Origin of the sequence: Sinomonas flava (assembly GCF_039531875.1) — a bacterium.
GTDB classification, from domain to species: Bacteria; Actinomycetota; Actinomycetes; order Actinomycetales; family Micrococcaceae; genus Sinomonas; species Sinomonas flava.
Genome location: NZ_BAAAQW010000002.1, coordinates 317003 through 342332, shown reverse-complemented (window position 1 = coordinate 342332; position 25330 = coordinate 317003). Strand labels below are relative to the sequence as shown.

At 68.3% G+C, this 25330-nt stretch carries 19 protein-coding genes and 1 pseudogene; 10 read left to right on the top strand and 10 right to left on the bottom strand.

Annotation, left to right across the window (positions count from 1 at the left end):
* Positions 1-105: 105 nt before the first annotated feature.
* Together ABD298_RS02420 and ABD298_RS02415 are read right to left on the bottom strand one after the other, a co-directional pair.
* Positions 106-726, bottom strand: coding sequence for a DUF4352 domain-containing protein (locus tag ABD298_RS02420; RefSeq protein ID WP_344298101.1), 621 nt, complete (start codon positions 724-726; stop codon positions 106-108).
* Between the two features lie 99 nt (positions 727-825).
* Positions 826-1338, bottom strand: coding sequence for a hypothetical protein (locus tag ABD298_RS02415; protein ID WP_344298100.1), 513 nt, complete (start codon positions 1336-1338; stop codon positions 826-828).
* A 170-nt stretch (positions 1339-1508) separates the two neighbouring features.
* On the opposite strand from ABD298_RS02415, the gene ABD298_RS02410 reads away from it, so the two are divergent.
* The 5 genes from ABD298_RS02410 (at position 1509) to ABD298_RS02390 (ending at position 11271) form a co-directional block, all read left to right on the top strand.
* Positions 1509-3506, top strand: coding sequence for a hypothetical protein (locus ABD298_RS02410; RefSeq protein ID WP_344298099.1), 1998 nt, complete (start codon positions 1509-1511; stop codon positions 3504-3506).
* Positions 3506-5143, top strand: a complete 1638-nt coding sequence (locus tag ABD298_RS02405; RefSeq protein WP_344298098.1) for a class I SAM-dependent DNA methyltransferase — start codon at positions 3506-3508, stop codon at positions 5141-5143. The genes ABD298_RS02410 and ABD298_RS02405 overlap by 1 nt, the downstream gene beginning before the upstream one ends.
* A complete protein-coding gene (locus tag ABD298_RS02400; RefSeq protein ID WP_344298097.1) occupies positions 5140-6291 on the top strand; it encodes a restriction endonuclease subunit S in 1152 nt (383 codons plus the stop codon). The genes ABD298_RS02405 and ABD298_RS02400 overlap by 4 nt, the downstream gene beginning before the upstream one ends.
* Positions 6292-6441: 150 nt before the next feature.
* On the top strand, positions 6442-9606 hold the full coding sequence (locus ABD298_RS02395) for a type I restriction endonuclease subunit R (protein WP_344298096.1): 3165 nt from the start codon (positions 6442-6444) through the stop codon (positions 9604-9606).
* A gap of 33 nt (positions 9607-9639) precedes the next feature.
* On the top strand, positions 9640-11271 hold the full coding sequence (locus ABD298_RS02390) for a DUF6119 family protein (protein WP_344298095.1): 1632 nt from the start codon (positions 9640-9642) through the stop codon (positions 11269-11271).
* A 106-nt stretch (positions 11272-11377) separates the two neighbouring features.
* Here ABD298_RS02390 and ABD298_RS02385 read toward each other — a convergent pair whose 3' ends face one another.
* Positions 11378-12502, bottom strand: coding sequence for an ISAs1 family transposase (locus tag ABD298_RS02385; RefSeq protein ID WP_344298094.1), 1125 nt, complete (start codon positions 12500-12502; stop codon positions 11378-11380).
* Between the two features lie 60 nt (positions 12503-12562).
* Entirely contained in the window at positions 12563-13870 is a 1308-nt protein-coding gene (locus ABD298_RS02380; RefSeq protein ID WP_344298093.1) for an ISL3 family transposase, read from the bottom strand.
* A 327-nt stretch (positions 13871-14197) separates the two neighbouring features.
* On the opposite strand from ABD298_RS02380, the gene ABD298_RS02375 reads away from it, so the two are divergent.
* On the top strand, positions 14198-14512 hold the full coding sequence (locus ABD298_RS02375; protein ID WP_344298092.1) for a hypothetical protein: 315 nt from the start codon (positions 14198-14200) through the stop codon (positions 14510-14512).
* Positions 14513-14535: 23 nt separating this feature from the next.
* Here ABD298_RS02375 and ABD298_RS02370 read toward each other — a convergent pair.
* The 3 genes and pseudogenes from ABD298_RS02370 to ABD298_RS02360 all read right to left on the bottom strand — a co-directional run.
* Positions 14536-15312, bottom strand: a pseudogene (locus ABD298_RS02370) (IS1634 family transposase); the annotation flags it as partial.
* A gap of 457 nt (positions 15313-15769) precedes the next feature.
* Positions 15770-15994 carry a hypothetical protein gene (locus ABD298_RS02365; protein ID WP_344298090.1) on the bottom strand — a complete coding sequence of 75 codons (225 nt, stop codon included), beginning with the start codon at positions 15992-15994 and terminating at the stop codon, positions 15770-15772.
* A gap of 23 nt (positions 15995-16017) precedes the next feature.
* The gene (locus ABD298_RS02360; protein WP_344298089.1) at positions 16018-17340 is read right to left on the bottom strand and encodes a hypothetical protein; all 1323 of its coding nucleotides are present in this window, start codon (positions 17338-17340) and stop codon (positions 16018-16020) included.
* 139 nt (positions 17341-17479) lie between these two features.
* On the opposite strand from ABD298_RS02360, the gene ABD298_RS02355 reads away from it, so the two are divergent.
* Positions 17480-18088 (top strand): dihydrofolate reductase family protein, encoded by a 609-nt coding sequence (locus ABD298_RS02355; protein WP_344298088.1) that lies wholly within the window; start codon positions 17480-17482, stop codon positions 18086-18088.
* Positions 18089-18191: 103 nt separating this feature from the next.
* On the opposite strand, the gene ABD298_RS02350 is transcribed toward ABD298_RS02355, so the two are convergent.
* From ABD298_RS02350 to ABD298_RS02340, 3 genes are read right to left on the bottom strand one after another with little or no spacing between them, the layout of a single operon-like run.
* Positions 18192-19118 carry a MaoC/PaaZ C-terminal domain-containing protein gene (locus ABD298_RS02350; protein WP_344298087.1) on the bottom strand — a complete coding sequence of 309 codons (927 nt, stop codon included), beginning with the start codon at positions 19116-19118 and terminating at the stop codon, positions 18192-18194.
* The gene (locus ABD298_RS02345; protein ID WP_344298085.1) at positions 19115-20524 is read right to left on the bottom strand and encodes a 3-oxoacyl-ACP reductase; all 1410 of its coding nucleotides are present in this window, start codon (positions 20522-20524) and stop codon (positions 19115-19117) included. Before ABD298_RS02345 ends, ABD298_RS02350 begins: the two co-directional genes overlap by 4 nt.
* Before the next feature lie 26 nt (positions 20525-20550).
* Positions 20551-21888, bottom strand: a complete 1338-nt coding sequence (locus ABD298_RS02340; RefSeq protein WP_344298083.1) for an acetyl-CoA C-acetyltransferase — start codon at positions 21886-21888, stop codon at positions 20551-20553.
* A 63-nt stretch (positions 21889-21951) separates the two neighbouring features.
* On the opposite strand from ABD298_RS02340, the gene ABD298_RS02335 reads away from it, so the two are divergent.
* The 3 genes from ABD298_RS02335 to ABD298_RS02325 all read left to right on the top strand — a co-directional run bounded on the left by ABD298_RS02335 (position 21952) and on the right by ABD298_RS02325 (position 25329).
* Positions 21952-22689 carry a TetR/AcrR family transcriptional regulator gene (locus ABD298_RS02335; protein WP_344298081.1) on the top strand — a complete coding sequence of 246 codons (738 nt, stop codon included), beginning with the start codon at positions 21952-21954 and terminating at the stop codon, positions 22687-22689.
* Entirely contained in the window at positions 22686-24803 is a 2118-nt protein-coding gene (locus tag ABD298_RS02330; protein WP_344298079.1) for an acyl-CoA dehydrogenase family protein, read from the top strand. Before ABD298_RS02335 ends, ABD298_RS02330 begins: the two co-directional genes overlap by 4 nt.
* An 85-nt stretch (positions 24804-24888) precedes the next feature.
* Positions 24889-25329 carry an Hsp20/alpha crystallin family protein gene (locus ABD298_RS02325; RefSeq protein WP_255405652.1) on the top strand — a complete coding sequence of 147 codons (441 nt, stop codon included), beginning with the start codon at positions 24889-24891 and terminating at the stop codon, positions 25327-25329.
* Position 25330 lies beyond the last annotated feature (1 nt).

Below are 25330 nucleotides of genomic sequence, written 5' to 3'. Positions count from 1 at the left end.
AGCACTGGCCGGTGCTGCCCACCCTGTGGAGGACCAATGGACCTCGGGGTACCCCGAAGGGCGGCGCCGCCCCCATGTGAACGGCGCCGCCCGGTCGCGTTGGGGCTACTTCCCGTAGCTCCATTCCCATCCGGCGGGCGCGCCCGGGGCGGTGTAGACGAGGGTTCCGGCACCTGCGGGGACGTCGAACGCAATCTTCCCCGTCGCCTTCTCACCGGGGCCCATGGTCGAGGGCAGCTGCTCCGCCGAGTCGAGGCACATGATCGCCACGGGGTTCCCGTTCACGGTCGTGCCGTTCCCGGCGACGGCCTTCCAGCCGAACATGTTCAGGGAGAAGTTCTTCGAGATCGTCTTGGAAAGCGCCGCGGTCGTCTCGACGTTGAAGGTCGCGACGACGATCTGGCCGTTCTTCGGCGCCGAGGCAAACTGCGCCGTGCACCCGGCCGCGGGCTCAATGGCGGCGGCCACGAACGTCGCGACCGTCTCGCCGTTGTAGGTCTGGCTCGCTGGCTCGCCGACCGCCTTGACGAGGTTGCCGCGGCTGCTCTGCGCCGCCTCGGGTGCCGCCGCAGCGGACGACGGCGCCGACGTGGCCTGGGCGGATCCGCCGGCGGCCGCCGGGGCCACCGTGGGGGCCGAGGACGGGGTGCCTGCGCCTGTGCTTCCGCATGCGGACAGGAGCAGCGCCCCGGTGAGGACGGCCGAAGCTGCGAGGATCTTGTTCATGGTTCTCCTTCGATGCTGAGTGAGTGTCGAGCTGTGATGTCGAGTGGGGTGCGTCCCCGCCCGGATGCCCCCAATGCACCCGGGCGGGAAGCCTGGATGTCAGTCGTGGGTGACTTCGAGGAGCAGGTTCATCCCGCTGTCCGGGTGGTACGTCCAGGACGCCTCGAGGTTCTTCCAGCGGCCGGACTGGCGGCCGTCAAGCGCCCGGGTGGAGTCCATCTTCGAGACGACCGAGTCAGGCACCTCGAGTGCGCGCAGCACGCAGGCGACATCGGTCATGTTCGCGCCCGGGTCCTCCTTGCCCTTCGAGCGGATTGTCAGGGACATCCCCTCGTCTCCCGTACGGAAGTAGGAGCTGTCTGTGACCTCGCACTTCTCGAGCGCGGCAGGGAAGGGAGTGCTGCCAGGCAGCTTGATCTGGGCGAAGCCGACGCCCAGGAGCACCCCGAGAACCATGCCGCCTGCTCCAATGGCGACCTGCCGAACCCACCTACGACGGTGCTCTGGCGGCGTTGCCGCATGCTGTTCGCCCACAGACGCGGAAGAGTGGAACGGCTCGGTGTTGCCGGCTTCTTCCGGGCCAGCGGTCGAGATGTCTGGGATGGCGCTCACTGGTGCTCCTTCGGTGCGTTCTGCTGCTGAGAAGGACGCTAAGAGTGAGCGAGCGCCTGCAGATCATTGAATCCTGATAACCCCCCTTATCGGACATCGGCTGCCTCTCCCGGACAAGTCCTCTAGGCTGAACTCAGCACCGCGCTCGCGGCGCATGGGGAGGGGGAACGGTGAAGCATCTCGATGCACCGCTGCTGTCGCTCCCCGACATCGCCCGACTGGCCAGGGTCCAGCGCCCGGTCGTCTCCGTCTGGCGGACGCGCGCGGCAGGCAGCGACCGCCCCTTCCCCGAGCCGCGGGGCAGCCAGGCGGGCAAGGAGCTCTTCGACGCGCGCGAGATCGGCGAATGGCTCGAGGCAACCCGCCGCGGCAACAATCCCGAGGCCCTCGCCGATGCGGACGCGTTCAGCATCCGCAGCGCGCTCGAGCACGGCGACACCCCCATCTCGGCAGGTCTGGAAGCGCTCCTGGTCCTCGCGGGCCTGATCGGGCCGCCCATCGATGCCCTCTCATCGGCCGAGCTCCTCGATGAGGCCGACGACACCGATCCGCACGACGCCTTCCTCTGGTCAGAGGTGGAGGCCCTCGGCGATGACCTCTCGACCGCCGCACGCTATGCCCGCCGCCTGATCGACGCGGCCTACAACCCCGCCGCGGCTTTCGAGCAGCTTGCCTTGGCTGGCCGCGAGCGCCGGCACCTCCTGAGCGATGACGCTGCCATCCTTGCCGCGGTCACCGCCACGGAGCTGCTTCGGGACCTGGGCCCCGGAGCCGCGCTCGCGGACCCAGTGCCGGGCAGCGACGAGGTGCCCCTCGCCGTCGTGCGCATACTGGGGGAAGAAGGCGACGAGCCGCGGCTGCTCCTTGCGGACGACGGCGATCCCTCCTGCCGCGCGGCACGTCGCCGGCTGCTCGCCCACGGGGCGCAGCCGGAGGCACTGCGTGTCGGCCCGAACGGTGAGTTCGAGGTGGAGGGCGAGGCGGTGGTCGTCGCTCACCTGTCCGGCACGGATCCTGAGCGGGTCTTGAACGCCGTCGAGAACATTGCGGTCCAGATGGACGATCGGCAGCGCGCCGTGGTGATGGCGCCGGCTCGTGCCCTCACAGATGCCGTTGGCGGTCCAGCGGAGTCGCTGCGGGCTGAACTCCTGCGCGGAGGGCGGGTGCGCGCCGCCGTCCGGCTGCCGGAGGGGACGCTGCCGGCGCGGCCCCGGGAGGCGCAGGCGCTGTGGGTCCTGGGCCCGGCCCATGGGGACGTGGACCTGGCGGAGCGGTGGACCATGGTCGCCGACCTGACGGGGACCCCGCTCACGCGTGCCGTGCGGGAGGACCTCGTGAGCGACCTCGCGGCGTCGCTGCTCGGCCGCGAGGAGATCTGGCAGCACGCGTACCGGTTCGCACGCATGACGTTCACGCGCAACCTGACGGCGACCAGGGGTTCGCTCGTCCAGCTGTCATCTCTGCCCGCGCGACGGGACCGATCGGCTGCAGAGCTGGAGGTGCGCCTCGAGGCGCTCCGGGCCGAGCTTGGTCCGGAGAGCGTCCCGTTCGCGCTCGCCCGCGGCACCGGCGCCGCGTTTCCGCCGGACACGCTCGAGCGGCTCATGGCCGCGGGGAACCTCGCCTGCCTGCCCGGCATCCGGATGGACGACGGCGAGGCCTCCGCCGTGGGCGGGGGAACCCGGGTGCTGGGGGTACGTGAACTGTCGGACCCCGGGGCTACTGTGCGGACCGTGGACCTGCTCGAGTTCGTTGCGCGCCACCCGAGCGCCCGACTGACCGAGCCCGGGGACGTGGTGTTCTGCACCAGCCCGCACCCCGCCGCGATGGTGGACGAGGAGGGCGCCTCGGTGGTGCCGTACCCCGCGCGCATCCTGCGGATCAGCCCGGCCGATCCGGGCGGCCTCTCCCCTGCCCTGCTTGCCGCGGACATCAACGCGCACCCGCCTGGCGAGCGCCGCTGGAAGCAGTGGCGCGCACGGAGGCTCCCCGAGGCCCAGCGGCGGCCACTCGCCGAGGCGATGGGCGCCGTCGTGCGTGAACAGGCCGAGGCGCGCCGCCGGATCGAGCGGCTCGACGAGCTCAACAGACTTCTGGCGAACGCCGTCGCCAGCGGCGCGCTCGCCCTCGAATCTTCAGAACCAGCAGTACGAGAGGAAGGACGCTGATGCCACCGCGCAAAGCGAAGGCCGAGGCCGCGCCGTCGACCATGAAGGAGCTCAAGGACACTCTGTGGAAGGCCGCGGACAAGCTGCGCGGCTCCATGGATGCGTCGCAGTACAAGGACGTGATCCTGGGGCTCGTGTTCCTCAAGTACGTCTCGGACGCATACCAGGAGCGGCGGGCGCAGATTGAAGAGGAGCTGCGCGCGGACGGCATGAGCGAGGACCAGATCGGCCAGTTCACGGACGATGTGGACGAGTACACGGGGCACAGCGTGTTCTGGGTGCCGTGGAGCGCGCGGTGGGAGTACCTCGCCGAGCACGCGAAGGGCCTGCCGGCGATCGACGGGGCGGCGCCGAAGTCGATCGGGCAGCTCGTGGACGAGGCAATGGAGAAGCTCATGGCCTCCAACGAGTCGCTCCAGGGCACGCTCCCGCGCATCTACAACCGTGACAACGTCGACCAGAAGCGCCTGGGCGAGCTGATCGACCTGTTCAACGCGCGGAACCTGAGCTTCGCCGGGGCGGGGGCGCGGCGCGCGCGGGACCTCCTCGGGGAGGTGTACGAGTACTTCCTCGAGAAGTTCGCCCGCGCGGAGGGAAAGCGGGGCGGGGAGTTCTACACGCCGGCCGGCGTGGTGCGGGTGCTCGTGGAGGTGCTCGAGCCGGACCACGGGCGCGTCTACGACCCGTGCTGCGGCTCGGGCGGCATGTTCGTGCAGGCGGAGAAGTTCCTCGACGCGCACCACCGCGACCGCACCGCGATCTCGGTGTACGGGCAGGAGCTCAACGAGCGCACGTGGCGGATGGCGAAGATGAACCTCGCGATCCACGGCCTCAACGGGAACCTGGCCTCGCGCTGGGGCGACACGTTCGCCCGCGACCAGCACCCGGACATGATGGCCGACTTCGTCATGGCCAACCCGCCGTTCAACATCAAGGACTGGGCGCGCAACGAGTCCGACCCGCGGTGGGCGTATGGCGTCCCGCCGGCCGGGAACGCGAACTACGCGTGGATCCAGCACATCCTGTCCAAGCTGGCCCCGGGCGGGTCCGCGGGCGTGGTCATGGCCAACGGGTCCATGTCCTCGAACTCGGGCGGCGAGGGCGACATTCGGGCGCAGATCGTCGAGGCGGACATGGTCTCCTGCATGGTCGCGCTGCCGACGCAGCTGTTCCGCTCCACCGGCATCCCGGTGTGCGTGTGGTTCTTCGCGAAGGACAAGTCGGCCGGGGCGCAGGGGTCTGTGGACCGTCGCGGGCAGGTGCTGTTCATCGACGCCCGGAACATGGGGCACATGGTGGACCGCGCCGAGCGGGCTCTGTCCGACGAGGACATCGCCAAGATCGCGGGCACGTACCACGCGTGGCGCGGCAAGCACACGGCGGTTGAGCGGAGCGAAGCGGAGCCGAAACCATACGAAGACATCCCAGGCTTCTGCTACTCAGCAACGCTCGCGGAGATCAAAGCAGCCGACTACGCGCTCACGCCTGGCCGGTACGTCGGCGCGGCCGAGGTCGAGGACGACGGCGAGCCGATCGAGGAGAAGATCGCCCGGCTCAAGAAGGAGCTGTTCGAGCAGTTCGAGGAGTCTGAGCGGCTCGCGGCTGTCGTGCGGGAGCAACTGGGGAGGGTTTCGTGAACGATCGACTAGCCACGACCTGGGGTGAGATCGGCGAACTTTTCGACGGTCCACATGCTACGCCGAAGCGAATGAGCGACGGCCCCTACTTCCTCAATATTTCCAGTCTTAATGCCGGGCGTCTCGATCTAAGCCAGTCGGACCACGTATCCGAAGAGGACTTCGCCAAGTGGACTCGGCGCGTCACACCGCAGCCGCTGGACTTGCTGTTCTCCTACGAGACCCGACTTGGTGAAGCAGCCCTCATGCCTGACGAATTGAAAGCATGTTTGGGTCGCCGCATGGCGCTCTTGCGACCGAATCGACAGATCGTTGATCCACGCTTCCTGCTCTACTTCTACCTGTCGCCGGCGTTCCAGAGGACGCTTCAAAAGCACACAATTCACGGGGCAACAGTCCCACGCATCCTGCTCTCAACGATGGGATCGTGGCCGATCGAACTCCCAAGTCTCGGTGAACAACAGGCCATCGCGGAGGTCCTGGGCGCCCTCGACGACAAGATCGCCGCCAACACCAAGTTCAGTGAAACGCTGCTCGAACTGACGGGCGCACGCTATGAAGAATCGCTTGGTGCGTCCACCATCGCGTGCACGCTTGACGACGTTTCAACGTTCCACAACCGTCGACGCGTACCGCTGTCCGCACAGGAACGGGATTTACGAATAGGAAACATCCCCTACTATGGCGCCACAGGTGTATTCGGATTCGTTGACGAATTCCTCTTTGATGAAATTCTTCTACTCGTTGGGGAAGATGGTTCCGTAGTGAATGACGATGGCTCTCCAGTCACTCAGTACATCTGGGGGCCGTCTTGGGTGAACAATCATGCACATGTCTTGACGGGCAAAAGCATAACGACGGAATTGCTGTATTTCGCTGTACGACGCACAAACGTTACCTCACTGGTCACGGGGGCTGTTCAGCCGAAGATCAGCATGGGGAACCTAAAACGCCTTGAGCTCCAGATTCCAGGGGAGGACAGGCGAAATCAACTGGAGGGTGAGTTGTCGAACTCGATGGCCCTATGTCGCTCGTTGTCTAGCGAGAACCGAACCCTCGCCGCCACCCGCGACGCTCTGCTCCCCCAGCTCACGTCGGGGAAGCTGCGAGTCAAGGACGCCGAAGCACTCGTTGCCAGCGCCGTCTGAACGCGCCCACCGACGAAAGGAGGCCGCCGCAGCGACCACCGCGCAAGCCGCGCCGACAAGCCGCGGCGGCCTCCCGCCGTCGTCCGCAATACCAACCCTGCAACGAACTGTTGCAGGATTGACGTGGCACAAACCATCCATGGGGGATTCATGACTACGACGTCAGCACCGTTCACCGAGGCCGATTGGGAGGGCCTCGCGAAGGAGTCGCTCGCCGAGCTCGGCTGGGCGCCGAGAAACGGCGAGGAGATCGCACCCGGCTCGGGCGAGCGCGAGACCTGGGACGACCTGCTCATCCGGCCGCGGCTGCTCGCGGCGATGCAGCGGTTCAACCCCGAGATCCCGGTCCACTACCTCAAGCAGGCCCTCGCCGAGCTCGCGGCGCCCGCCTCCCAGGACGCGATAGCGGAGAACCACCGCGCCCACGAATTCCTCGTCCACGGCTACCGGCTGACCTACCTCGACGCGGACGGCACGGAGCGGAACCCGACCATCCGGCTCGTACACGCGGACCCCGACCAGAACGACTGGCTCGTCGTCAATCAGGTCACCATCGCGCAGGGCGACTATCGCCGCCGCTTCGACCTGGTCCTGTACTGCAACGGCCTGCCCGTGAGCGTCGTCGAGCTCAAGGCCGCCGGCGCCGAGGAGGCCACCGTCGCCACCGCGCACGCCCAGCTGCAGACGTACCTGCGCGAGTTCCCGCTCGCCTTCCGCTTCACCGTGGTGAACCTCGCCTCCGACGGAATCGACGCGAAGTACGGCACCCCGTTCACGCCCCTGAACCACTTCTCGCCGTGGAACGTGGACGACGACGGCGTGCCCGTCCCGCCGGACGCGACCCTCGACGGCGACGCGGTCACCCCGCTCGAGACCGCACTCTCCGGCCTGTACAACCAGGAGCGCTTCCTCCAGCTGATGCGCTGGTTCACCGCGTTCGACGGCGGGGCCGAGGGCCTCGTGAAGCGCATCGCCAAGCCGCACCAGTACTTCGCCGTGACCAAGGCCGTCGGCTCCACCGCCCAGGCGGTCGAGAGCAACGGCAAGGCCGGCGTCGTCTGGCACACGCAGGGCTCGGGCAAGTCCATGGAGATGGAGCTGTACACGAACCTCGTGATGCACCACCCGCGGCTGCGGAACCCGACCGTCGTGGTGATCACCGACCGCAACGAGCTGGACGGGCAGCTGTTCTCCGGGTTCGACCGCAGCCTCCTGCTGCCGGAGAAGCCCAAGCAGATCCGCCGCCGCGCCGAGCTGCGCGAGGAGCTCTCCCAGCGCACCACTGGCGGGATCTACTTCACCACGCTGCAGAAGTTCGGGCTCAGCAAGGCCGAGAAGGACGCGGGCGCCGACCACCCGCTGCTCTCCGACCGGAAGAACATCATCGTCGTGGTCGACGAGGCGCACCGCAGCCACTACGACGACCTCGACGGCTACGCCCGGCACCTCCGCGACGCCCTCCCGCATGCGACGCTCATCGCGTTCACCGGGACGCCGATCTCGTTCGACGAGCGCAACACCCGCGACGTGTTCGGCGAGTACATCGACATCTACGACCTCTCCCGGGCCGTGGACGACGGCGCGACCGTGCCCGTGTACTTCGAGCCGCGGCTCATCAAGGTCGAGAAGCAGGTGGACGACGACGCGCTGGACCTGGCCGCCGACGAGGCCACGGTGGGCATCGACGACACCGAGCGCGCGCGGATCGAGGCGAGCGTCGCCGTCGTCAACGCGATCTACGGCGCGCCTGAGCGGATCCGGGCGCTGGCCGCAGACCTCGTGGTGCACTGGGAGGGGCGCCGGGCCCAGATGCAGAAGTTCATCGAGGCGCCGGGCAAGGCGCTGATCGTCGGGGCGACGCGCGAGATCTGCGCGAAGCTGTACGCGGCGATCGTGGAGCTGCGGCCGGAGTGGCATTCGGACACGTTGGGCGGTGGGCGGATCAAGGTGGTCTATTCCGGGACAGCGGCTGACCAGCCGCCCGTCTCCAACCATGTGCGCCGCGACTCCGAGAACGCCGCGATCAAGGAGCGGCTCAAGGACCCGGACGACGAGCTCGAGATCGTGATCGTCAAGGACATGATGCTCACCGGGTACGACTCCCCTCCCCTGCACACCCTGTACCTGGACCGGCCGCTCAAGGGCGCGCTGCTGATGCAGACGCTCGCGCGCGTGAACCGGACGTTCCGGGGCAAGGAGGACGGGCTGCTCGTGGCGTATGCGCCGCTCGCGGACAACCTCGCGAAGGCGCTCGAGGAGTACACCGTCACGGACCAGGCGCGGAAGCCCGTGGGGCGGAACGTCGACGAGGCCGTGGCGCTGACCGTGACGGTTGTCGAGCAGCTGCGTGGGCTGCTGGCCGGGTACGACTGGCGGGCGGAGCTGGCGAAGCTGTCGCGCCGGGCGTTCCTCAACGCGGCGACAGGGGCGACGGCGTACCTGCGGTCGCCGGGGCACGGCACCGGCCCCGATTCGCTCGGGGCGCGGTACCGTAAGCTGGCCGGGCAGCTCGCGCGGGCCTGGGCGCTGTGCTCCGGTGCCCAGACGCTCGCGGAGCTTCGGCCGGAAATCCGCTTCTACGAGGAAGTGCGCGTGTGGATGGCGAAGTTCGACGCCGCCGACCGCCAGGCTTCCGGTCAGCCCGTGCCTGAGGAGATCGAGCGGATGCTCGGCGAGCTGATCGCGACGGCGACGGCTTCCGGCGAGGTGCTGGACATCTACGACGCCGCCGGAATGCCGAAGCCCTCGCTGGACGACCTCACGCCTGAGTTCGTGGCGAAGACGCGGCAGGCGCGGAACCCGCAGCTCGCGCTCGAGGCGCTGCGGAAGCTCGTGGCCGAGGAGTCTGCCCGGGCGACGCGGAACAACATCGTGCGGCAGCGGGCCTTCTCGGAGCGGATCACCGAGCTCATGCGCAAGTACACGAACCAGCAGCTGACCTCGGCGGAGGTGATCGCGGAGCTCATCGAGCTGGCGAAGGAGGTCGCGGCCGAGGGCAACCGCGGAGCGCGGTTCACTCCCCCGCTGAACTCGGACGAGCTCGCGTTCTACGACGCGGTGGCGCAGAACGAGTCTGCTGTGGAGGTGCAGGGCGAGGGTGTGCTGGCGGAGATCGCACGGCAGCTGGTTGGGGTCATGCGGCGGGACGTGCGGACCGACTGGACTGTGCGCGAGGACGTCCGGGCCAAGTTGCGGACCTCGATCAAGAGGCTGCTCGTCAAGAACGGCTACCCGCCGGACAAGCAGCCGGCCGCCATCAAGCTCGTGATGGAGCAGATGGAGACGATGGCGGGGCGGTACGCCGCGCCTAACTAATTCTTGTACTAACCACTACACATTGGGGGGAAAATGCCATCCAATCAAGCACCGAAGTTGCGGTTCAACTGCTACCTTCTGCGTCCGGGGATAACAAACGTGGAGATCGCTCTACGTCCGAAATATCGACCAGGCGGCGCCACGCAACTCAAACGAATCCCCGCGATAACCGCGACGCTCGGTGGCGCCGTTGCATACGTGGGCGAATCGGTCGAGAAGACGCCAAAATGGGCAGAGAACTTAGATCGAACCTTTCCCGGAGTCGGCGCCCTGGTTACCCGCTCCAATCGAATGGTCATATTTCTACCAGCAGGAGAACGCTGGTTCGCTGTGTGCTTCGGTTATGGCGCTGGGGTCCTTGAATGGGACCGGATCGAAGCCAATTTTGGCCTACGGGTGGCCGCGCGGAAATTTGATCATGAAGCCGTTACCGAGCTCCGTAGCCGGCGAATTGATGCGAGCGCCCGGACACAACTCGTGCAGATTCCCTCGGGTACCGAATTAAGGGATCTGGGCGTTCAATTGGACGGCGAATTTGTCCGTCGCATGGCGGGAAGGATTGCGGCATCCGACGGGTCGGGGTTAAGTGGTCCGATAGCCGCCAGCGACTCGATTGCCTTTCGATCACAAACTGATTTGGCCCACGTTCAGCAAGTGCTACGTCAACTCCTCACAGATATAGAAACGACGGCGGCACAGGACGAGTTTGAATTTATCGATTCGCTCGAGCCCCTCAGGGAGAGTGAACAGGAAACCAAGGACCTGAACGATTCCCTGGCAAAGTCGATCCTGGATCCACAAGAGACCGGAACCCCATACCTGTTAGAGTTTGCACCCCCAGACGATGTCCAAATCGACGAAGTAGAGGAGATCATCGCGACCCGAGGTGACAAGTCGGAGACACTTGAGGAATACACCGTTCACGGACTGCGTAAAGCACTCCAGACTTTGGGTGTGCGGAGGGGAACCAATTTCCTTACTAATGTGAGGCTCATGGCGAAGGGCCCCGAAGGCGAACCGAAAAGCATGATGCTCCCCTTGAAGCAGTGGGTAATCTTCGAGTCGGGTCACGAAGATTTTAGATTTGTACTCACGATCGGAAGATGGTTTAGGCTCAAGGAAGCATACACGCAAAAGTTGAACCTCGATCTGGCAGGAATACATGATGTTACGGCGCTCTTGAACTTGCCCCCGTCATACCTTGGTGAGCCTGAGGGGTCCTATAACGAACGCGCAGCCGCAGGAACTCCGAATCTGCTCCTGATGGATAAGGTAAACATCCAGACTACGGACGGAAATCGATTTGAAGCCTGCGATCTCCTCCATTGCGATGGATACCTGGTTCATGTAAAGCGGTACACCGGAAGCCAAACATTGAGTCACCTATTTTCACAGGGTGCGGTGTCTGCGGAATTGCTAAATGAGGATGCAGTAGCCCGGGAAGACTTTTCGAACCAAGTGTTACAACGAAATGATGGTCGTGAAATTAGCTGGGAGAGTTCACCGAGGTCGGTGACGTATGCCATCATTTCTCCCACAGGACGCACTATTCCAGCAGATCTGCCAACGTTCAGCAAGGTGAATCTCCGGGATTTCGCTCGTCGATTGCGACGGATGAGCTTCGAGCCGTCGATTGCAGCAATCCCACTTGTTGCGGAGGTCTGATGCGTGCTTGCTAGCTCTGTGAAGGCGGCTGGCGCAATAGGAAATGGCGCCCGGAGGACTCCGGGCCCACTGCATTGTCGCCACAGGGCATCGGCAAAGTCCGCTCTCAGCAAGTGAGTAGGTGTTCGATGGCTTTGCCGGGGTGCCTGGCGTGGTGCCGGAGGGCCTTGGCGATGTTGGACGTGCCGGTCAGGCGCAGCAGGCTGATTGCCGTGTTTCGCAGTGTGACCATGACTTGTGGAGCGCTGCCGGTCCGGATCTGTGAGCGGTCCTCATCGTAGGTGACGTCCCGTACCCAGTGGAGCCGGTTCTCGATGCCCCAATGCCCTCGGATCCAGGGGGCCAGGGTTTCCGGCGGGGCTTGGCGGTGGCCCGCGGAGGTGATCAGGCAGACAACTTCAACGCTCTTCTTCCCAGCTCGGGTGACGGTGCGGCGCAGCTGGGCGATCTGTGCGGCGCTGGCGAAGCCGACCCATGCGGGGGCGTCGATGACTTTGAGCGTGCGGGTGGCTCGGCGGCCGTGGCCGGTCTCAGTTGTCCGGTGGGCCGGAACCTCTGTCCAGGGCAGGGCCTTGCAAGCGGCGTGCAGGGAGGGCTGGTTGCCGTTGACGGTGACGACGTAGTGCCCGCCGGTGGCGGTGATGAACTCGGCGGTGTCGGTCTGGGTGTGCATCGCATCCACGGTGACCACCGTGCCCGTGAGGTCGAAGGCCGCGAGCAGGTCCCGAACTGCGGGGATCTCGTTGCTCTTCGCGGCGACCGCGAGCTGGCCGAGCACGGCGCCGCTGCCGTGGTCGAATGCCGCGACCAGGTGCGGGGCACCCGTGGCGCCGGTACGGGCGCCGCGGACTGTCTTGCCGTCGACGGCGATGACGCGGCGTCCCTGGACACGGTGGGTGCGCGTCCACAGGAATGCGCTGATCGCCCGGTCCAGGGCATCGGCGTCCAGGCGGGCGAACGCGCGCCTGATCGTGGACTCCTCCGGGCGGCGGCCGTCCGGGACGCCGAGTCTGGCGAGCGCCGCCCCGGGCTGGTCGGCGACCCACTCGCCGATAGCGGCGAAGGAGCGCGCATAGGCCAGCACCGCCGCAGCCCCCACGGCCAGGACCGAGGGCAGGGTGTGCCTCACGCCGCGCCGGTGCCGCGGGTCAGGCACCGTCCCGAACACGGCCAGCAGGCCCGAAGGCTCCGGGAGTTGCGCGCGGGCAGGGACGATCGGCGAAGATGGCATCGGCGGGTGTGGTCCTCGGGCTGGGCGGTCAGCGTGAGAACTTCCATCCAAACCGGCTCTTCACAATGCGGGGTGTAGTTGGGGTCTGAATCCGCTGGCTTCGAGCAGGGATCTGGCGGTGCAGTTGGTGATGTTCCGGAAGCCGAGTGCTGAGCCGCGGAGGTGTTCGAGCCTGCGGTTGATCGCCTCGGTGGGCCCGTTCGAGGTTCCGGGGCGGTCGAAGTAGGCCAGGATGTCGGCGGCCCTGCGCTTGAGGGTGCGCCCGAGGGCGATGAGCTCGGTCAGGGCGGCGGGGACGCCGGTGCTGAGGGAGGCGATGACGGCTTCCATGAGCTCGCGCCCGCGGGGGCGGTCGGGGTGCCGGTAGGCGGCGACCATGCGCTGGTAGATGCCCCAGGTCGCCTCGACCTGCACGTGCTCCTCGCCCGCGAAGAGCTTGGCCAGGCGCTCCTGCTGCGTCTCCGTGAGGAGGTCGGCCCCGGTCTGCAGGGTCCGCCGGGCGCGGTAGAGGGGGTCGTCCTTGTGGCCGCGGTGCCCGAGGGTGTCCTGCTGGACCCGCCGCCGGCACGCGTCCAGGGACTCCCCGGCCAGGCGGACGGAGTGGAAGGGGTCCATGACCGGGACCGCGTCGGGGACCTCCTCCGCCGCGGCGGACTTGAACCCGCTGAAGCCGTCCATGGCCACGACCTCGACCCCGTCCCGCCAGGCCTCGGGGCGGGCGGCGAGCCATTCCTTGAACACCGCCTTGGAGCGTCCCCGGACCGTGTCCAGCAGCCGCGCGGGCCCGGTGCCGTCGCGGATCGGGGTGAGGTCGATGATGACGGTGACGTACTTGTCCCCGCGGCGGGTGTGCCGCCACACGTGCTCGTCGACGCCGATGGTGGTGACGCCGTCGAACCGGGCCGGGTCGGCGATCAGGACGCGCCGGCCCTCGGCCAGGACCGCGTCATTGGCGGTGTTGCACGCCACCCCCAGCCCCTCGGCCACCCGCGCCATAGTCAGGTGCTGGACCACGATGGCCTCCAGCGCCCAGCGCAGGGCGCGGCGGGAGAGCTTGGGCTTGGGCTCGGCCGCCTGGGTCGTGTCCTGCCGCCAGACGTGGGCGCTGTCGGGGCACCGGTACCGACGCACCCGCACCAGCAGAGTGGTGGGGCGCCAGCCGAAGGGCTCGTGCGCGAGCCGGCGCGCCACCGTCCCATGCGGGACGCCCTCGGCACCGCACCGACGGCACCACGGATCCGGCTCGGCCACCCAGCACTCCAGCACGGCCCGGCCCAGCTCGAGACGCTGCCCGACGGCCTCGAGGCCAAGGCCGTCCAAGCGGGTGAACGTGGAAAGGTCAGGGAGGCAGAAGGTACCGTGGGACAAGTCGAGGTCTTCATGATGGCGAGCGTAGGAACTTCCATCATCGGAGGGCCTCGACCCCTACCAGGCCACCGACGCGCCCACCCCGACTACACCCCCAACTGTGAAGAGCCTCATAATGAACGAAGGTGGTGTTGGACGCGTGGGGTCTTTCGGATTGACGACGTAGGACCGGCATCATCCGGCCCATCGGCGCGTCCGCCTCACCTACGCGCCAAACTCTCAAGAGACGAGTATTCTTTGGACATGGATTGCGGATATAGAACACTATCTGTCAAAGAATTTATTTATTCCCTCGACTCGTTAACAGTCGACGAATGGGAGCGGGGAGTGGACGCACTAGTGAGGGGGCTCCCCGGCCTTGACCGCGTTAGCAGTGATGCCACTTACCTCATTGACATAACAGCGCTTCAAAATCCGGTAGTCGATGCGCAGATGTATGCGGCCAGGCAGGCCGCTTGGGAAGCCATGCAGCGAATCTCTTGGTCGCAAACAAATCAGCGCATGGTCGAGAGCGTGCTGAAAGCCGTTTCTGCAATTGTAATCATGGACATTGTCCCGTTTGAAAAAATCTCAATCGCATTCGCCCCTTTCCGCTTCTCGAATGTCTGGTTGCCAGTCTCGTGGGGCAGCTCGGATGCCTAAGCCATAAGCGGCTCTTCTCAGTGCGGGGGTATGGTGGTCTGCTCGGCCCGGTTCCCCTCGTAGCAGCCGATCTCCAGCGGGAACCCGTTGCGGTCTACGAGCAGCCCGACGACGATCTGCGGGTCCACGCGGCGTTCCTTGGAGTAGCCGACCTTGCGCAGCTCGTCCTCCTTCTCGGCCTCGAAGTACAGGGTCGTCACGTCGTAGAGGCACAGCGAGACGTCGCCGCTGGCCGCGGCGTGCTCGAAGCACAGCTTCGCGACCTGGTCCCGGTAGGTGCCCTTGTGCGCCCGGGACAGGGTGCGGCGCATCGTCTTCTCGCTCGCCGCACGGACGCCGAGGTCGCCCAGTACGCGTCCCGTGTCCAGGATCGAAGTCGGCTCCACGATCCGGGCGATCACCAGATCCCGGAACACCCCATCGGCCAGGGCATCGAAGCCGAGATCGTCGAACACCTCGGCGAGGACGTCGAAGAGCACCCGCGAGGAGGTCCCGACCACCCGCGGCGCCGCGACCGCCGGCCGCCCCGGCACTGGCGTCCCCGAGGCCTCGAACAGGGCCGCGGCGCTTGGAGTGCCGATCAGCGCCGCACCGGGTGCCGTCGGCTCGAGGCCGAGGTCGAACTCGCCCTGGCCCGGATCGTCCAGCAGCTCCCGCGCCCGCTCGATCAGGAGCCCGAGCTCAGCCTCCGTATGCGCGGAGCCGACATGGGCCACGATCCGCCGCCGCCCGTCCACGGACGCCGCGATCTGCACGGCAGTCGCCCCCGAGGCCGTCCGCACCCGCCGAATCCATGCCACAGCCCCCACAGTAGAGCACCAATTAGTGCCTCAGAACCGCCCCATAGCGGACATCACCGCAGGTCAGAACGGGGTCAGCGCAGAAAACGCCGCCAAGTGACCAACTCAGGTCTGATACTCGCCAGCGCCCAGTGGTCGGCTGGCGCCGGCCCCGACAACGACCAGGATCCGCCGCTGATCACTCGTCATGCTTTCCCTTCTACCCCATCGTGCGTGTCATGGCGGTGTTTCGGCGTGTTGTGGGCCTACTGGCGTACGCCGGCACTCGAAGTGCTTGACGTCCGCGCTGACGCGGCGGACGCCGCTGGCCGCCCCGGCTGAGGTGACGCTCGCGGCCATGGTGAGTGACGCCGTCGTGCGTCACCGGCCAGCGCTGCGCACCTGCTTACCGCTCGCGCAAAACGAAAGGGACCAGCCTCAGGCGGGTCCCTTGCCGTTTCCGCCCGTCCCCGTCAGCTCAGGATGCTGCCGCGCGGGGGTTCGAAGCCTTGGTTCCACTCGGCTGCGCGCCCATGCCGCCGATACGGGCGAGGATCGTCTGCATGCCCTTATCAGCCTGGGCTCGGCTCAATCCGCTGTTCTTGCCGATGAGCGAACCGGCGCCGAGGTCGATCCGGGCATCGGACAGGATAGACCGGCGCGGTGATTCGTGACGGCTGGTTTTCTTGCGGTTCAGTGCCATGGCGACCTCCTTCTGCCCCGAGTCTACTGTGAGCGGGCCCGTTTCCACAGGGATCTGGCCATCCGCCGCGCGTTCACGAGGTACAGGACAAGCCCGATGAGGTTTGCCACCGCGACGACCACGACCACGAGCCAGAGAAGATCCCACCACCACGGCTCGAGCGGAACCCCGACGCCGATCCCAGCTGTGAGCAGCACTCCGGCGCAGGCGATGAGCAGCAGCCTGAGAGGCAGCAGCATGGCTGCCAGCGCTCGGTGTTCGGGGGCGCGCGCCATCCACGACAGGAACAGGGCTGGTCCTACGAGGAGCAGCGAGACCGCCTGTGACGGCACCGTGAAGCGGGGCGAGAGGATCGGAGCGCCGAAGAACTTCTCCGCGGCCACCGCCACGGCGAACAACAGCACGACCAGCACGCCCACGACCGTGAAGGTGAAGACACCCGAAGCCGCCGGGACGAGTTCGACACTCACCTCCGCCCCCGAATAGGTCTCCGACGGCGCGAACGCGACATGGGCGGTGCTCCGCGGCTTGGCGGGGACGTCCTCGCGAGGGTCCGCGACATACTCGTCGCCAGCCGTCTCCTGCACGCTGAGCCGGCGGACGACCAGGCCAGCAGGTGCAGTGAACTCGACATGCTGGCTGTGCGCCAGACCCGCGTCGGGGAGGTCGAACTCGATGATCCCGACCCTGTTGCCGAGATCCGGGATCGGCAGGCTGCGGTCATAGGAGAACTTGACCACGATCCTCTTCCCGACGAGGTCTCCCTCGACCTCGACCACGAGGAGAAACTGGTCCAGAAACCCCTTCACCATCCGCGCGACCACCGCCCTGCTCTCCGGGTCGGCGATGCCGCTCCAGGGCATGAGCTGCCGGTCGACCGCGTCCTCGATTGCCCTCCTCGCCTCTGCGGACACCTCGGCGGGGTTGAACCCGACGACGCGGCCTATGAGGTCCCGCATCTGCTCGGACTCCTCGGTCGGGCGGGGCATCCCGGGGCTCGTGATCTGGACCAGCATCTCGACGGCGAGCTGCGTGTTGTCGTCACGGCCCAGCACGGGCATTGGATGGTCCGCCGGCCCGGTGGCCGAGACACGGCGAAGCGCGCCCTTCTCGATCAGAGCGAGCGGCACCAGGATGCGGCCGTCGGAACCAGGCACCGCAACGTCCGAGGGAAGCGTGAAGTCAAAGGAGATCGCGCGACGGGTGGCGCCGGCGACACCGAGGCTGATCGAGTCAACCCGCCGGTGCACCCAGAGGGGCGCCCCGAACAGCAGCGCGGCAATGCGCCTGCCCCTGTCTGGAGAGTCGCCCAGTCCCGGCCAGTTGATCTCATCGCTCTCCACCACGCCCCAACCCTATCGACCGCGAGTAGGTGAAAGACCCGCGAACGTGAGGAGCGGCCCAGAACGGACCGTCCATGGGCCCCTTGACCGGTCGGTCGAAGGAGCCGAACCATGGAGCCGAGATGAAGTGGAGGACCACCCAGTGACCCGTTCCGTGCTGTACATGTCGATGTCTCTGGACGGCTTCATCACAGGCCCCGATGATGGGCCGGAGAACGGCCTCGGCACCGGCGGTGAGGCACTGCATGCCTGGCTGTTCGACGGCGACAACGAGGTACGCGCCGGAGCCGGCGTCCCAGTCATCCGCACCAGTGCGGCCAGCCTTCCCGTGGTCCACGAGATGCTGGCCACGGGCGCAGTCCTGACGGGACGGCGCACGTTCGACGCCGCCCGCGGCTGGGGCGGCGACCACCACAACGGCGTCCACATCGAGGTGCTGACCCGCACAGAACCGGGTGCCGACGACGTCCAGGGCCCCAGCATCCGCTACGCCACCGACGGCATCGAGGCGGCGATGGCACGCGCCAAGGCCGCCGCCGGAGACCGCGACGTGATGGTCCATGGAGCGACGACCGCGCAGCTCGCACTGCAGGCAGGGGTGCTGGACGAGATCCAGATCCACCAAGTCCCCTTGCTGCTCGGATCCGGCCGGTCTCTGTTCGGCACGCTGGGCTCGCCCCACCCGCTCGAGCTCCTACGCGTCATCGACGCCCCGGGTGTCACGCACCTGCGGTACCGCGTGCTCCGCTGAACACGCCTGGCACTCTCCGGGAGCAGATCCTCGCAGCCAGGCTCCGCGTCACGGCGCCGCCCACCACGAAGGTGGGCGGCGCCGTCGAGCGTCAGCCGGGGGCTCACTCGAGCCGGGACACCGACCCCACGAAGTGCCGCCGACCCGACTTGGCGTTCCAGCCGACGAACTCCGACCGTTCCCAGGCCTCCTCGGCACCGGGGATGTCCGTGATGTTCACGGCCACCCGAGCGGGCAGGAAGACGGGCGCCTCGAACTTGATGTCCCACGCGAACGCGTCGCCCTTGGCCGTTCCGACCTCGGCGAGCGCGCGCGAGGCGAGGTACATCCCGTGCGCGATCGACCGCTGCATGCCCAGCGCCCGGGCGGAGAGGGAGCTGAGGTGGATCGGGTTGAAGTCGCCAGACACCGCTGCATACTCTCGGCCGATCTCGGACCCGAGCTGCCAGAGCGCCGTCGGCAGCGGGGGCCGGAAGTCCTCCCGCGGCGGGGCGGCAGCGGGCTTGTCGACGCCGGGCAGGAAGACGCCCTTCGCGATCGAGGTGGCTACCCCGCGCCACACGGGCTCGCCTCCCCCGGGCCGCCGGATCTCGACCACGCTGTCCACGAGCGTCCCCGCCCGGTGCCCGGCCAGGTTCTCCGCCCAGGCCACGACCTCGAGCTCATCGTCATACGACACCGGCTCGCGGTACTCGATGTGGTTGCGCACGTGCACCATGCCGAGCAGCGGGAGCGGGAAGTCCTCGCGGGCCAGGACGCTCATCGCCACGGGGAACGCGAGGGTGAACAGGTACCCCGCGGGCACCACGTCGCGTGCGGCCTCCCCGAGCAGGTGCTGGTACGCGGTCAGCTTGGCCAGGTCAGGACGCACGACGGCGACGCGGTGCCTCGCGCGCGGCAGCCGCCTCGTGCCGTTGCGCTTGGCGATCAGCAGGCGCGCTGACGCGGCGGCTGCTCCCGCGAAGAGCTTTGCGAGGCTCGGCACCTCGGCAAGCTCGACCGTCTCGATCCCCCGCGCCGGCGCGCTCACTGCCCCATCCAATACTGGCCGCACACGCGCAGGACGTTACCGGAGATCCCTCCCGCCGCATCAGAGGCCAAGAACCCTATCGCCTCCGCGACGTCCACGGGCTGGCCCCCCTGCTGGAGCGAGTTGATCCGGCGCCCGACCTCGCGCATCCCGAGGGGAATCCGGGCCGTCATCTCGGTCTCGATGAATCCCGGCGCCACCGCGTTCGCGGTCCCTCCCGTCGCGGCGAGCCGCGCCGCCGTCGAGCGGACCATGCCCATGACCCCGGCCTTGGAGGCCGCGTAGTTCGTCTGCCCACGGTTCCCCGCAATGCCCGACGTCGACGCGACCGAGACGATCCGGAACCCCTCGCCGAGCTTGTCCGAGGCGAGGAGCGCGTCGTTGATCCGCAGCTGGGCCGCGAGGTTCACCGCGACGACCGCGTCCCACTTCGCCGCGTCCATGTTGGCCAGGAGCTTGTCCCTCGTGATGCCGGCGTTGTGCACGAGGATGTCGAGACCGCCGTGGCGGTGCAGGGCGTGCTCGAGGATCCGCTCCCCCGCGTCCGGCCTGGTGATGTCCAGCTGCAGCGCCGTGCCCCGGACCTCGTTGGCGACCTTTGCGAGTGCATCTCCGGCGGCCGGAACGTCGACGACGACGAGCTTTGCGCCGTCGCGCGCGAGCGTCCGGGCGATCGCCGCGCCGATGCCCCGCGCCGCTCCGGTCACCACAGCGACCTTCCCGGCAAGCGGCTTCTCGGGGTCGGACGGGAGCTCGCCCTTGGCCGTGCCGACGGTCAGGAACTGCCCGTCGACGTAGGCGGCCCGTCCGGACAGGAGGAACCTCAGCGCACCGAGCGCGCTCGGCGCATCGACGGGAACGCCCTCGGCCAGCAGGATCCCGTTGCCGGTCGCCCCGTTGCGGAGTTCCCGTGCCAGCGAGCGCAGCGCTCCCTCGACGCCGGAGCGCGCCGCCGCGATGGCGGGCTCGTCGGCAGTGGAGGAGCGCCGCGAGACCGTCACGACCCGTCCGCTCGGGGCAAGGGACCGCAGGTGGCGCCCTGCCGCGAGGAACAGCCCTGAAAGGTCCTCCGGTCGGGCGATCCCGTCGAGCGCTAGGACAATCGCGCCCAGGCGAGCGCCGCCCTTCCCGGCCCCTGCCCTGGCGGCAGGCGCGCCGGACGACGCCGCCGCCGCACCGCCGTCGTGCGTCTCGCCAAGGTCACGGAGGACCTCGACGTCCCAGCCCTTGAGCGCGGTCTCGAGCGCGTCGGCGCCCGGACCGGCGCCGACGAGGAGCACGGGCCCCGGCACGAGCGGCGCGCCGGGCTCGTGCCGCCGGAGCGTCACGGGCTGCGGCAGGCCCAGCCGCTTGGCGAGGTCGCGGCCCCAGCCGCGCGAGACGAAGTCGGTGTACTTGTCAGCCATGTCTGCTCCTCGTTCCCCGGATCCGCTCAGCGTCCCTCGAGCACGGCCACGACGCCCATCCCGCCCGCGGCGCACACGGAGATGAGGCCGCGCGCCGGCCGGTCGAGGTCGCCGGCCTGGGTGCGCTCGTGCAGCTGCTTCGCGAGCGTGGCGACGATCCGCCCGCCGGTCGCCGCGAACGGGTGTCCCGCGGCCAGGGACGAGCCGTTGACGTTGAGCTTCGCGCGGTCCACCTTGCCGAACGCGCCGTCGAGGCCGAGGCGCTCGCGGCCGAACTCCTCGTCCTCCCACGCCGCCAGCGTGGCGAGGACGGTCCCGGCGAAGGCCTCGTGGATCTCGAAGTAGTCGATGTCCTCCAGCGTGAGCCCGAGCCGGCCCAGCAGACGGGGAACAGCGAACGCGGGTGCCATGAGGAGCCCGTCCTTGCCGTGCACGAAGTCGACTGCGGCGGCCTCGCCGTCAACCACCTCGGCGAGGACCGGCAGGTCGCGCGCGGCAGCCCAGTCCTCCGAGGCCAGCAGGACGGCGGCGGCGCCGTCGGTGAGCGGCGTCGAGTTGCCGGCCGTCATCGTCGCCTCGCTGCCGAGGTGCTTGCCGAAGACCGGCGAGAGCTTGGCCATCTTCTCCGGCGTCGTGTCCGGCCGGAGGTTGCCGTCCTTGGCGAGACCGCGGTACGGGGTCACGAGGTCGTCGAAGAAGCCGCGCTCGTAGGCGGCGGCGAGGTTGCGGTGGGACGCGAGCGCTAGCTCGTCCTGGGCCTCGCGCGAGATGCCCCACTGCTTGGTGGTGAGCGCCTGGTGCTCGCCCATCGAGAGGCCTGTCCGCGGCTCGGCGGTCCCGGGGGCGTCCGGCACAAGGTCCTTGGGCCGCAGCCTGGAGACGGCCTTGAGCTTCTGCTGGAGCGTCTTGGCGCGATTGAGCTCGAGGATGGCGTCGCGGAGGCCTTCGCTCACCACGATGGGGGCGTCCGAGGCCGAGTCCACGCCACCGGCGATGGCCGACTCGATCCGGCCGAGCTTGATCTTGTCGGTGAGCTGCAGGACCGTCTCGAGGCCGGTGGCGCAGGCCTGCTGCACGTCGTAGGCCGGCGTCTCGGGGCTGAGCGCGGAGCCGAGGACCGCCTCGCGCGTGAGGTTGAAGTTGCGGGGATGCTTGAGGACCGCGCCCGCAGCGACCTCGCCGATCCGCTCGTCCTGAAGCCCGAAGCGGGCGACGAGCCCGTCGAGGGCGGCCGTGAGCATGTCCTGGTTGGAGGCCTTGGTGTAGGCGCTGTTCGCGCGGGCGAAGGGGATGCGGTTGCCGCCGACGACGACGGCCTTGCGGACGGTCGTAGCGGGAGCAGTCGGGCGCGGGGTCGTGGGCATGGCGTCCTCCGGTGGATGTGACCTTGATTACCGATACCTAGCGTACCTGATACGCTGGGTATCGTGAACTTCCCCACACCGCCCCCCGAGGGCGCCGCAGCGCACGACGTCGGCGCCTCACCCGCCGTCGACGGCCGCGCCGCCCGCTGGGCGAACCACCGCGAAGAGCGCCGAGCCGAGCTCATCCGCTCCGCCCGCAAGGCGATCCACCGGCTGGGGGCCGATGTCCCCATGGAGGACATCGCGGCTGCGGCGAGCACCTCGAAGTCCGTGTTCTACCGGTACTTCCGCGACAAGTCAGGGCTCGCCGCCGCCATGGGCGAGCTCGTCCTCTCCCAGATGCAGGAGCGCATCGCCCAAGCCGCTGCCTCGGCGGAGTCCCCCTACGAGGGCCTCCGCGCCATGGTGCGCGCGTACCTGGCCATGGCCGTGCGCTCGCCGAACGTGTACGAGTTCGTCACCCGGGTTCCAGCGGGCGCCGGTGCCGCAGGGACCAACGCGGCCGCGCAGGAGGCGGGAGCCGCGTTCGGGACGTTCTTCGACGCCGTGGGCGCCATGATCGAGGCGCCCATGCGCCGCCACCTCGCCCCCGGGACGCAGGCCACCCTCGACTACTGGCCCCCCGCGGCCATCGGGCTCGTGCGCGCCGCCGGCGAGCGCTGGCTCACCGCACCCGACTCCCCCGCGAAGCCCTCCCTTGAAGACATGGCCGGGATGATCGCCGACTGGCTCTTCGCCGGGATCGCCGCCCAGGCCGCACCGCCCTCTCCCGCCCTCTCCCCCGCAAAGGAGCTCTCATGACGCAGTCCACCGATTCGCTCTCCGCCACCGGTGTCGGCCCCTCCGACCCCGCGGCCGTCGCCGCTGACGGCAGCAGTGCCGACCTTCCCGACGTCGCCGACACCGAGGAGGCGCCCGCCGTCGACGTCGCCGCCCTCGGCGAGCTCCTGCTGGGCACCTGGGCCGACGTGCGCCGAACCGCACGGGAGCTCGCAGCCCGGCCCGAGCTGCACAAGGTCGAGGGCCTGACCCACACGGAGCACCGCGAGCGCGTCTTCGGCCAGCTCAAGATCCTCGTCGACGAGGGAGCCATCAAGCGGGCGTTCCCGAAGGAGCTCGGCGGCGAGGACAACCACGGCGGCAACATCGCCGGGTTCGAGGAGCTGGTCACCGCCGACCCCTCGCTGCAGATCAAGTCCGGGGTCCAGTGGGGCCTCTTCGGCGCAGCCGTGCTCCACCTCGGAACAGCCGAGCACCACCGACGGTGGCTGCCCGACATCATGGACCTCACGGTCCCAGGCGCCTTCGCCATGACCGAGATCGGCCACGGCTCCGACGTCGCATCCATCGCCACCACGGCGACCTATGACGAGACCACTGGCGAGTTCGTCCTCAACACCCCGTTCCGCGCGGCGTGGAAGGAGTACCTCGGCAACGCCGCGAAGGACGGGATCGCCGCCGTCGTGTTCGCCCAGCTCATCGCCAAGGGCGTCAACCACGGCGTGCACGCGTTCTACGTCCCCATCCGCGACCCGCAGACCAAGGACTGCCTCCCCGGGATCCGCAGCGAGGACGACGGCGTCAAGGGCGGCCTCAACGGGATCGACAACGGCCGGCTCGCCTTCGACCACGTCAGGGTCCCCCGGACGAACCTGCTCAACCGCTATGGTGACGTGGCCGAGGACGGCTCCTACTCGTCGCCGATCGCGAGCCCGGGTCGCCGCTTCTTCACGATGCTCGGAACGCTCGTGCAGGGCCGCGTCTCGCTCGACGGCGCTGCGGTCGCCGCGGCGAAGGTCGGACTCGCCGCGGCCATCCGCTACGCGACGGAACGGCGCCAGTTCAACGCCTCCTCCGACACGCAGGAGGAGGTGCTCCTGGACTACCAGCGGCACCAGCGCCGGCTGCTCCCCCTGCTCGCCGCGACCTACGCGATGGGCTTCGCCCACGAGGAGCTCCTGGCCAAGTTCGACGGCGTGTTCTCCGGAGCCCAGGCCACCGATGAGGACCGCCAGGACCTCGAGACCCTCGCGGCGGCGCTCAAGTCGCTCTCCACGTGGCATGCGCTCGACACGCTCCAGGAGTGCCGCGAGGCGTGCGGCGGGGCCGGCTTCATGATCGAGAACCGCTTCGCGTCCCTGCGCGCGGACCTCGACATCTACGTCACCTTCGAGGGCGACAACAACGTGCTGCTGCAGCTCGTGGCCAAGCGGCTCCTGAACGACTACGCCAAGGAGTTCCGCACCATGAACGTCGGGGCGCTGGCGAAGTTCGCGCTCGGGCAGGCCCGGGGCATGGCCTACAAGACCGGCCTCGGAGCCGTCGGCCAGTTCGTCGCGGATTCCGGACGCGCCGAGCGCTCGGCACTCGCGCTGCGGGACCCGGACATGCAGCAGTTCCTGCTCGCAGAGCGCGTCCAGACGATGGTCGCCCAGGCCGCACAGGCCCTCGCCGGCGCCAACCGGCTCCCGCAGTCCGAGGCCGCGGCGCGCTTCAACGCCCACCAGGACGAGCTCATCGAGGCCGCCCGCGCCCACGGCGAGCTCCTGCAGTGGGAGGCGTTCACGGCCGCGCTCGAGAAGGTCCAAGACCCGGGCACGAAGCAGGTCCTGACCTGGCTCCGCGACCTCTTCGGCCTCACCCTCATCGAGAAGCACCTCGCGTGGCACCTCATGAACGGGCGGCTCTCCATGCAGCGCGGCCGCACCCTCGGGGAATACATCAACCGGCTTTTGGTGAAGCTCCGGCCGCACGCGCTCGACCTCGTCGACGCCTTCGGCTACACCCAGCACCACATCCGCGCGACCGTCGCCAGCGGCGTCGAGGCCACGCGCCAGGCCGAGGCCGCGGCGTACTACGCGGAGCTCCGCGCCTCGGGTACGGCGCCGGTGAAGGAGAAGAAGGCCGGGAAGTAGCGCCCCTTCCCCCACCGGTGCGGCCGGACTAGCCTGAAGGCAAGCCCGGCCGCACCGGTGCCGGGGGGCACTCCAGGAGGAACGCATGGCCGAAGGATGGGGCCGCCGAGGACCGTGGGACATGATGCCGGACTTCCGCCGCTTCGGCATCCCGGATTCATTCAAGCGGTTCGTCGACGAATGGGAGACGGCGTGGCTGCGCGTCGAGGAGTTCCGCGAGCCGGACGCCCTCGTCGTGCGCGCGGAGCTTCCCGGCATCGACCCGGAGAAGGACGTGGACATCACTGTTCAGGAAGGCGTCCTCTCGATCAAGGCCGAACGGCACGAGAATGCCGAGAACAAGAGCAAGAACAGCTACCGCAGCGAGTTCCGCTACGGCTCGTTCGCACGCACCCTCGAGCTTCCGCGCGGGGCTCGGGGCGAGGACATCACCGCCTCCTACCACGACGGTGTCCTCGAGGTCCGCGTCCCGACCGTCTCGGAGACCGGGCCCGGGCCGACGAAGGTCAACGTCAGCCGCAGCTGAT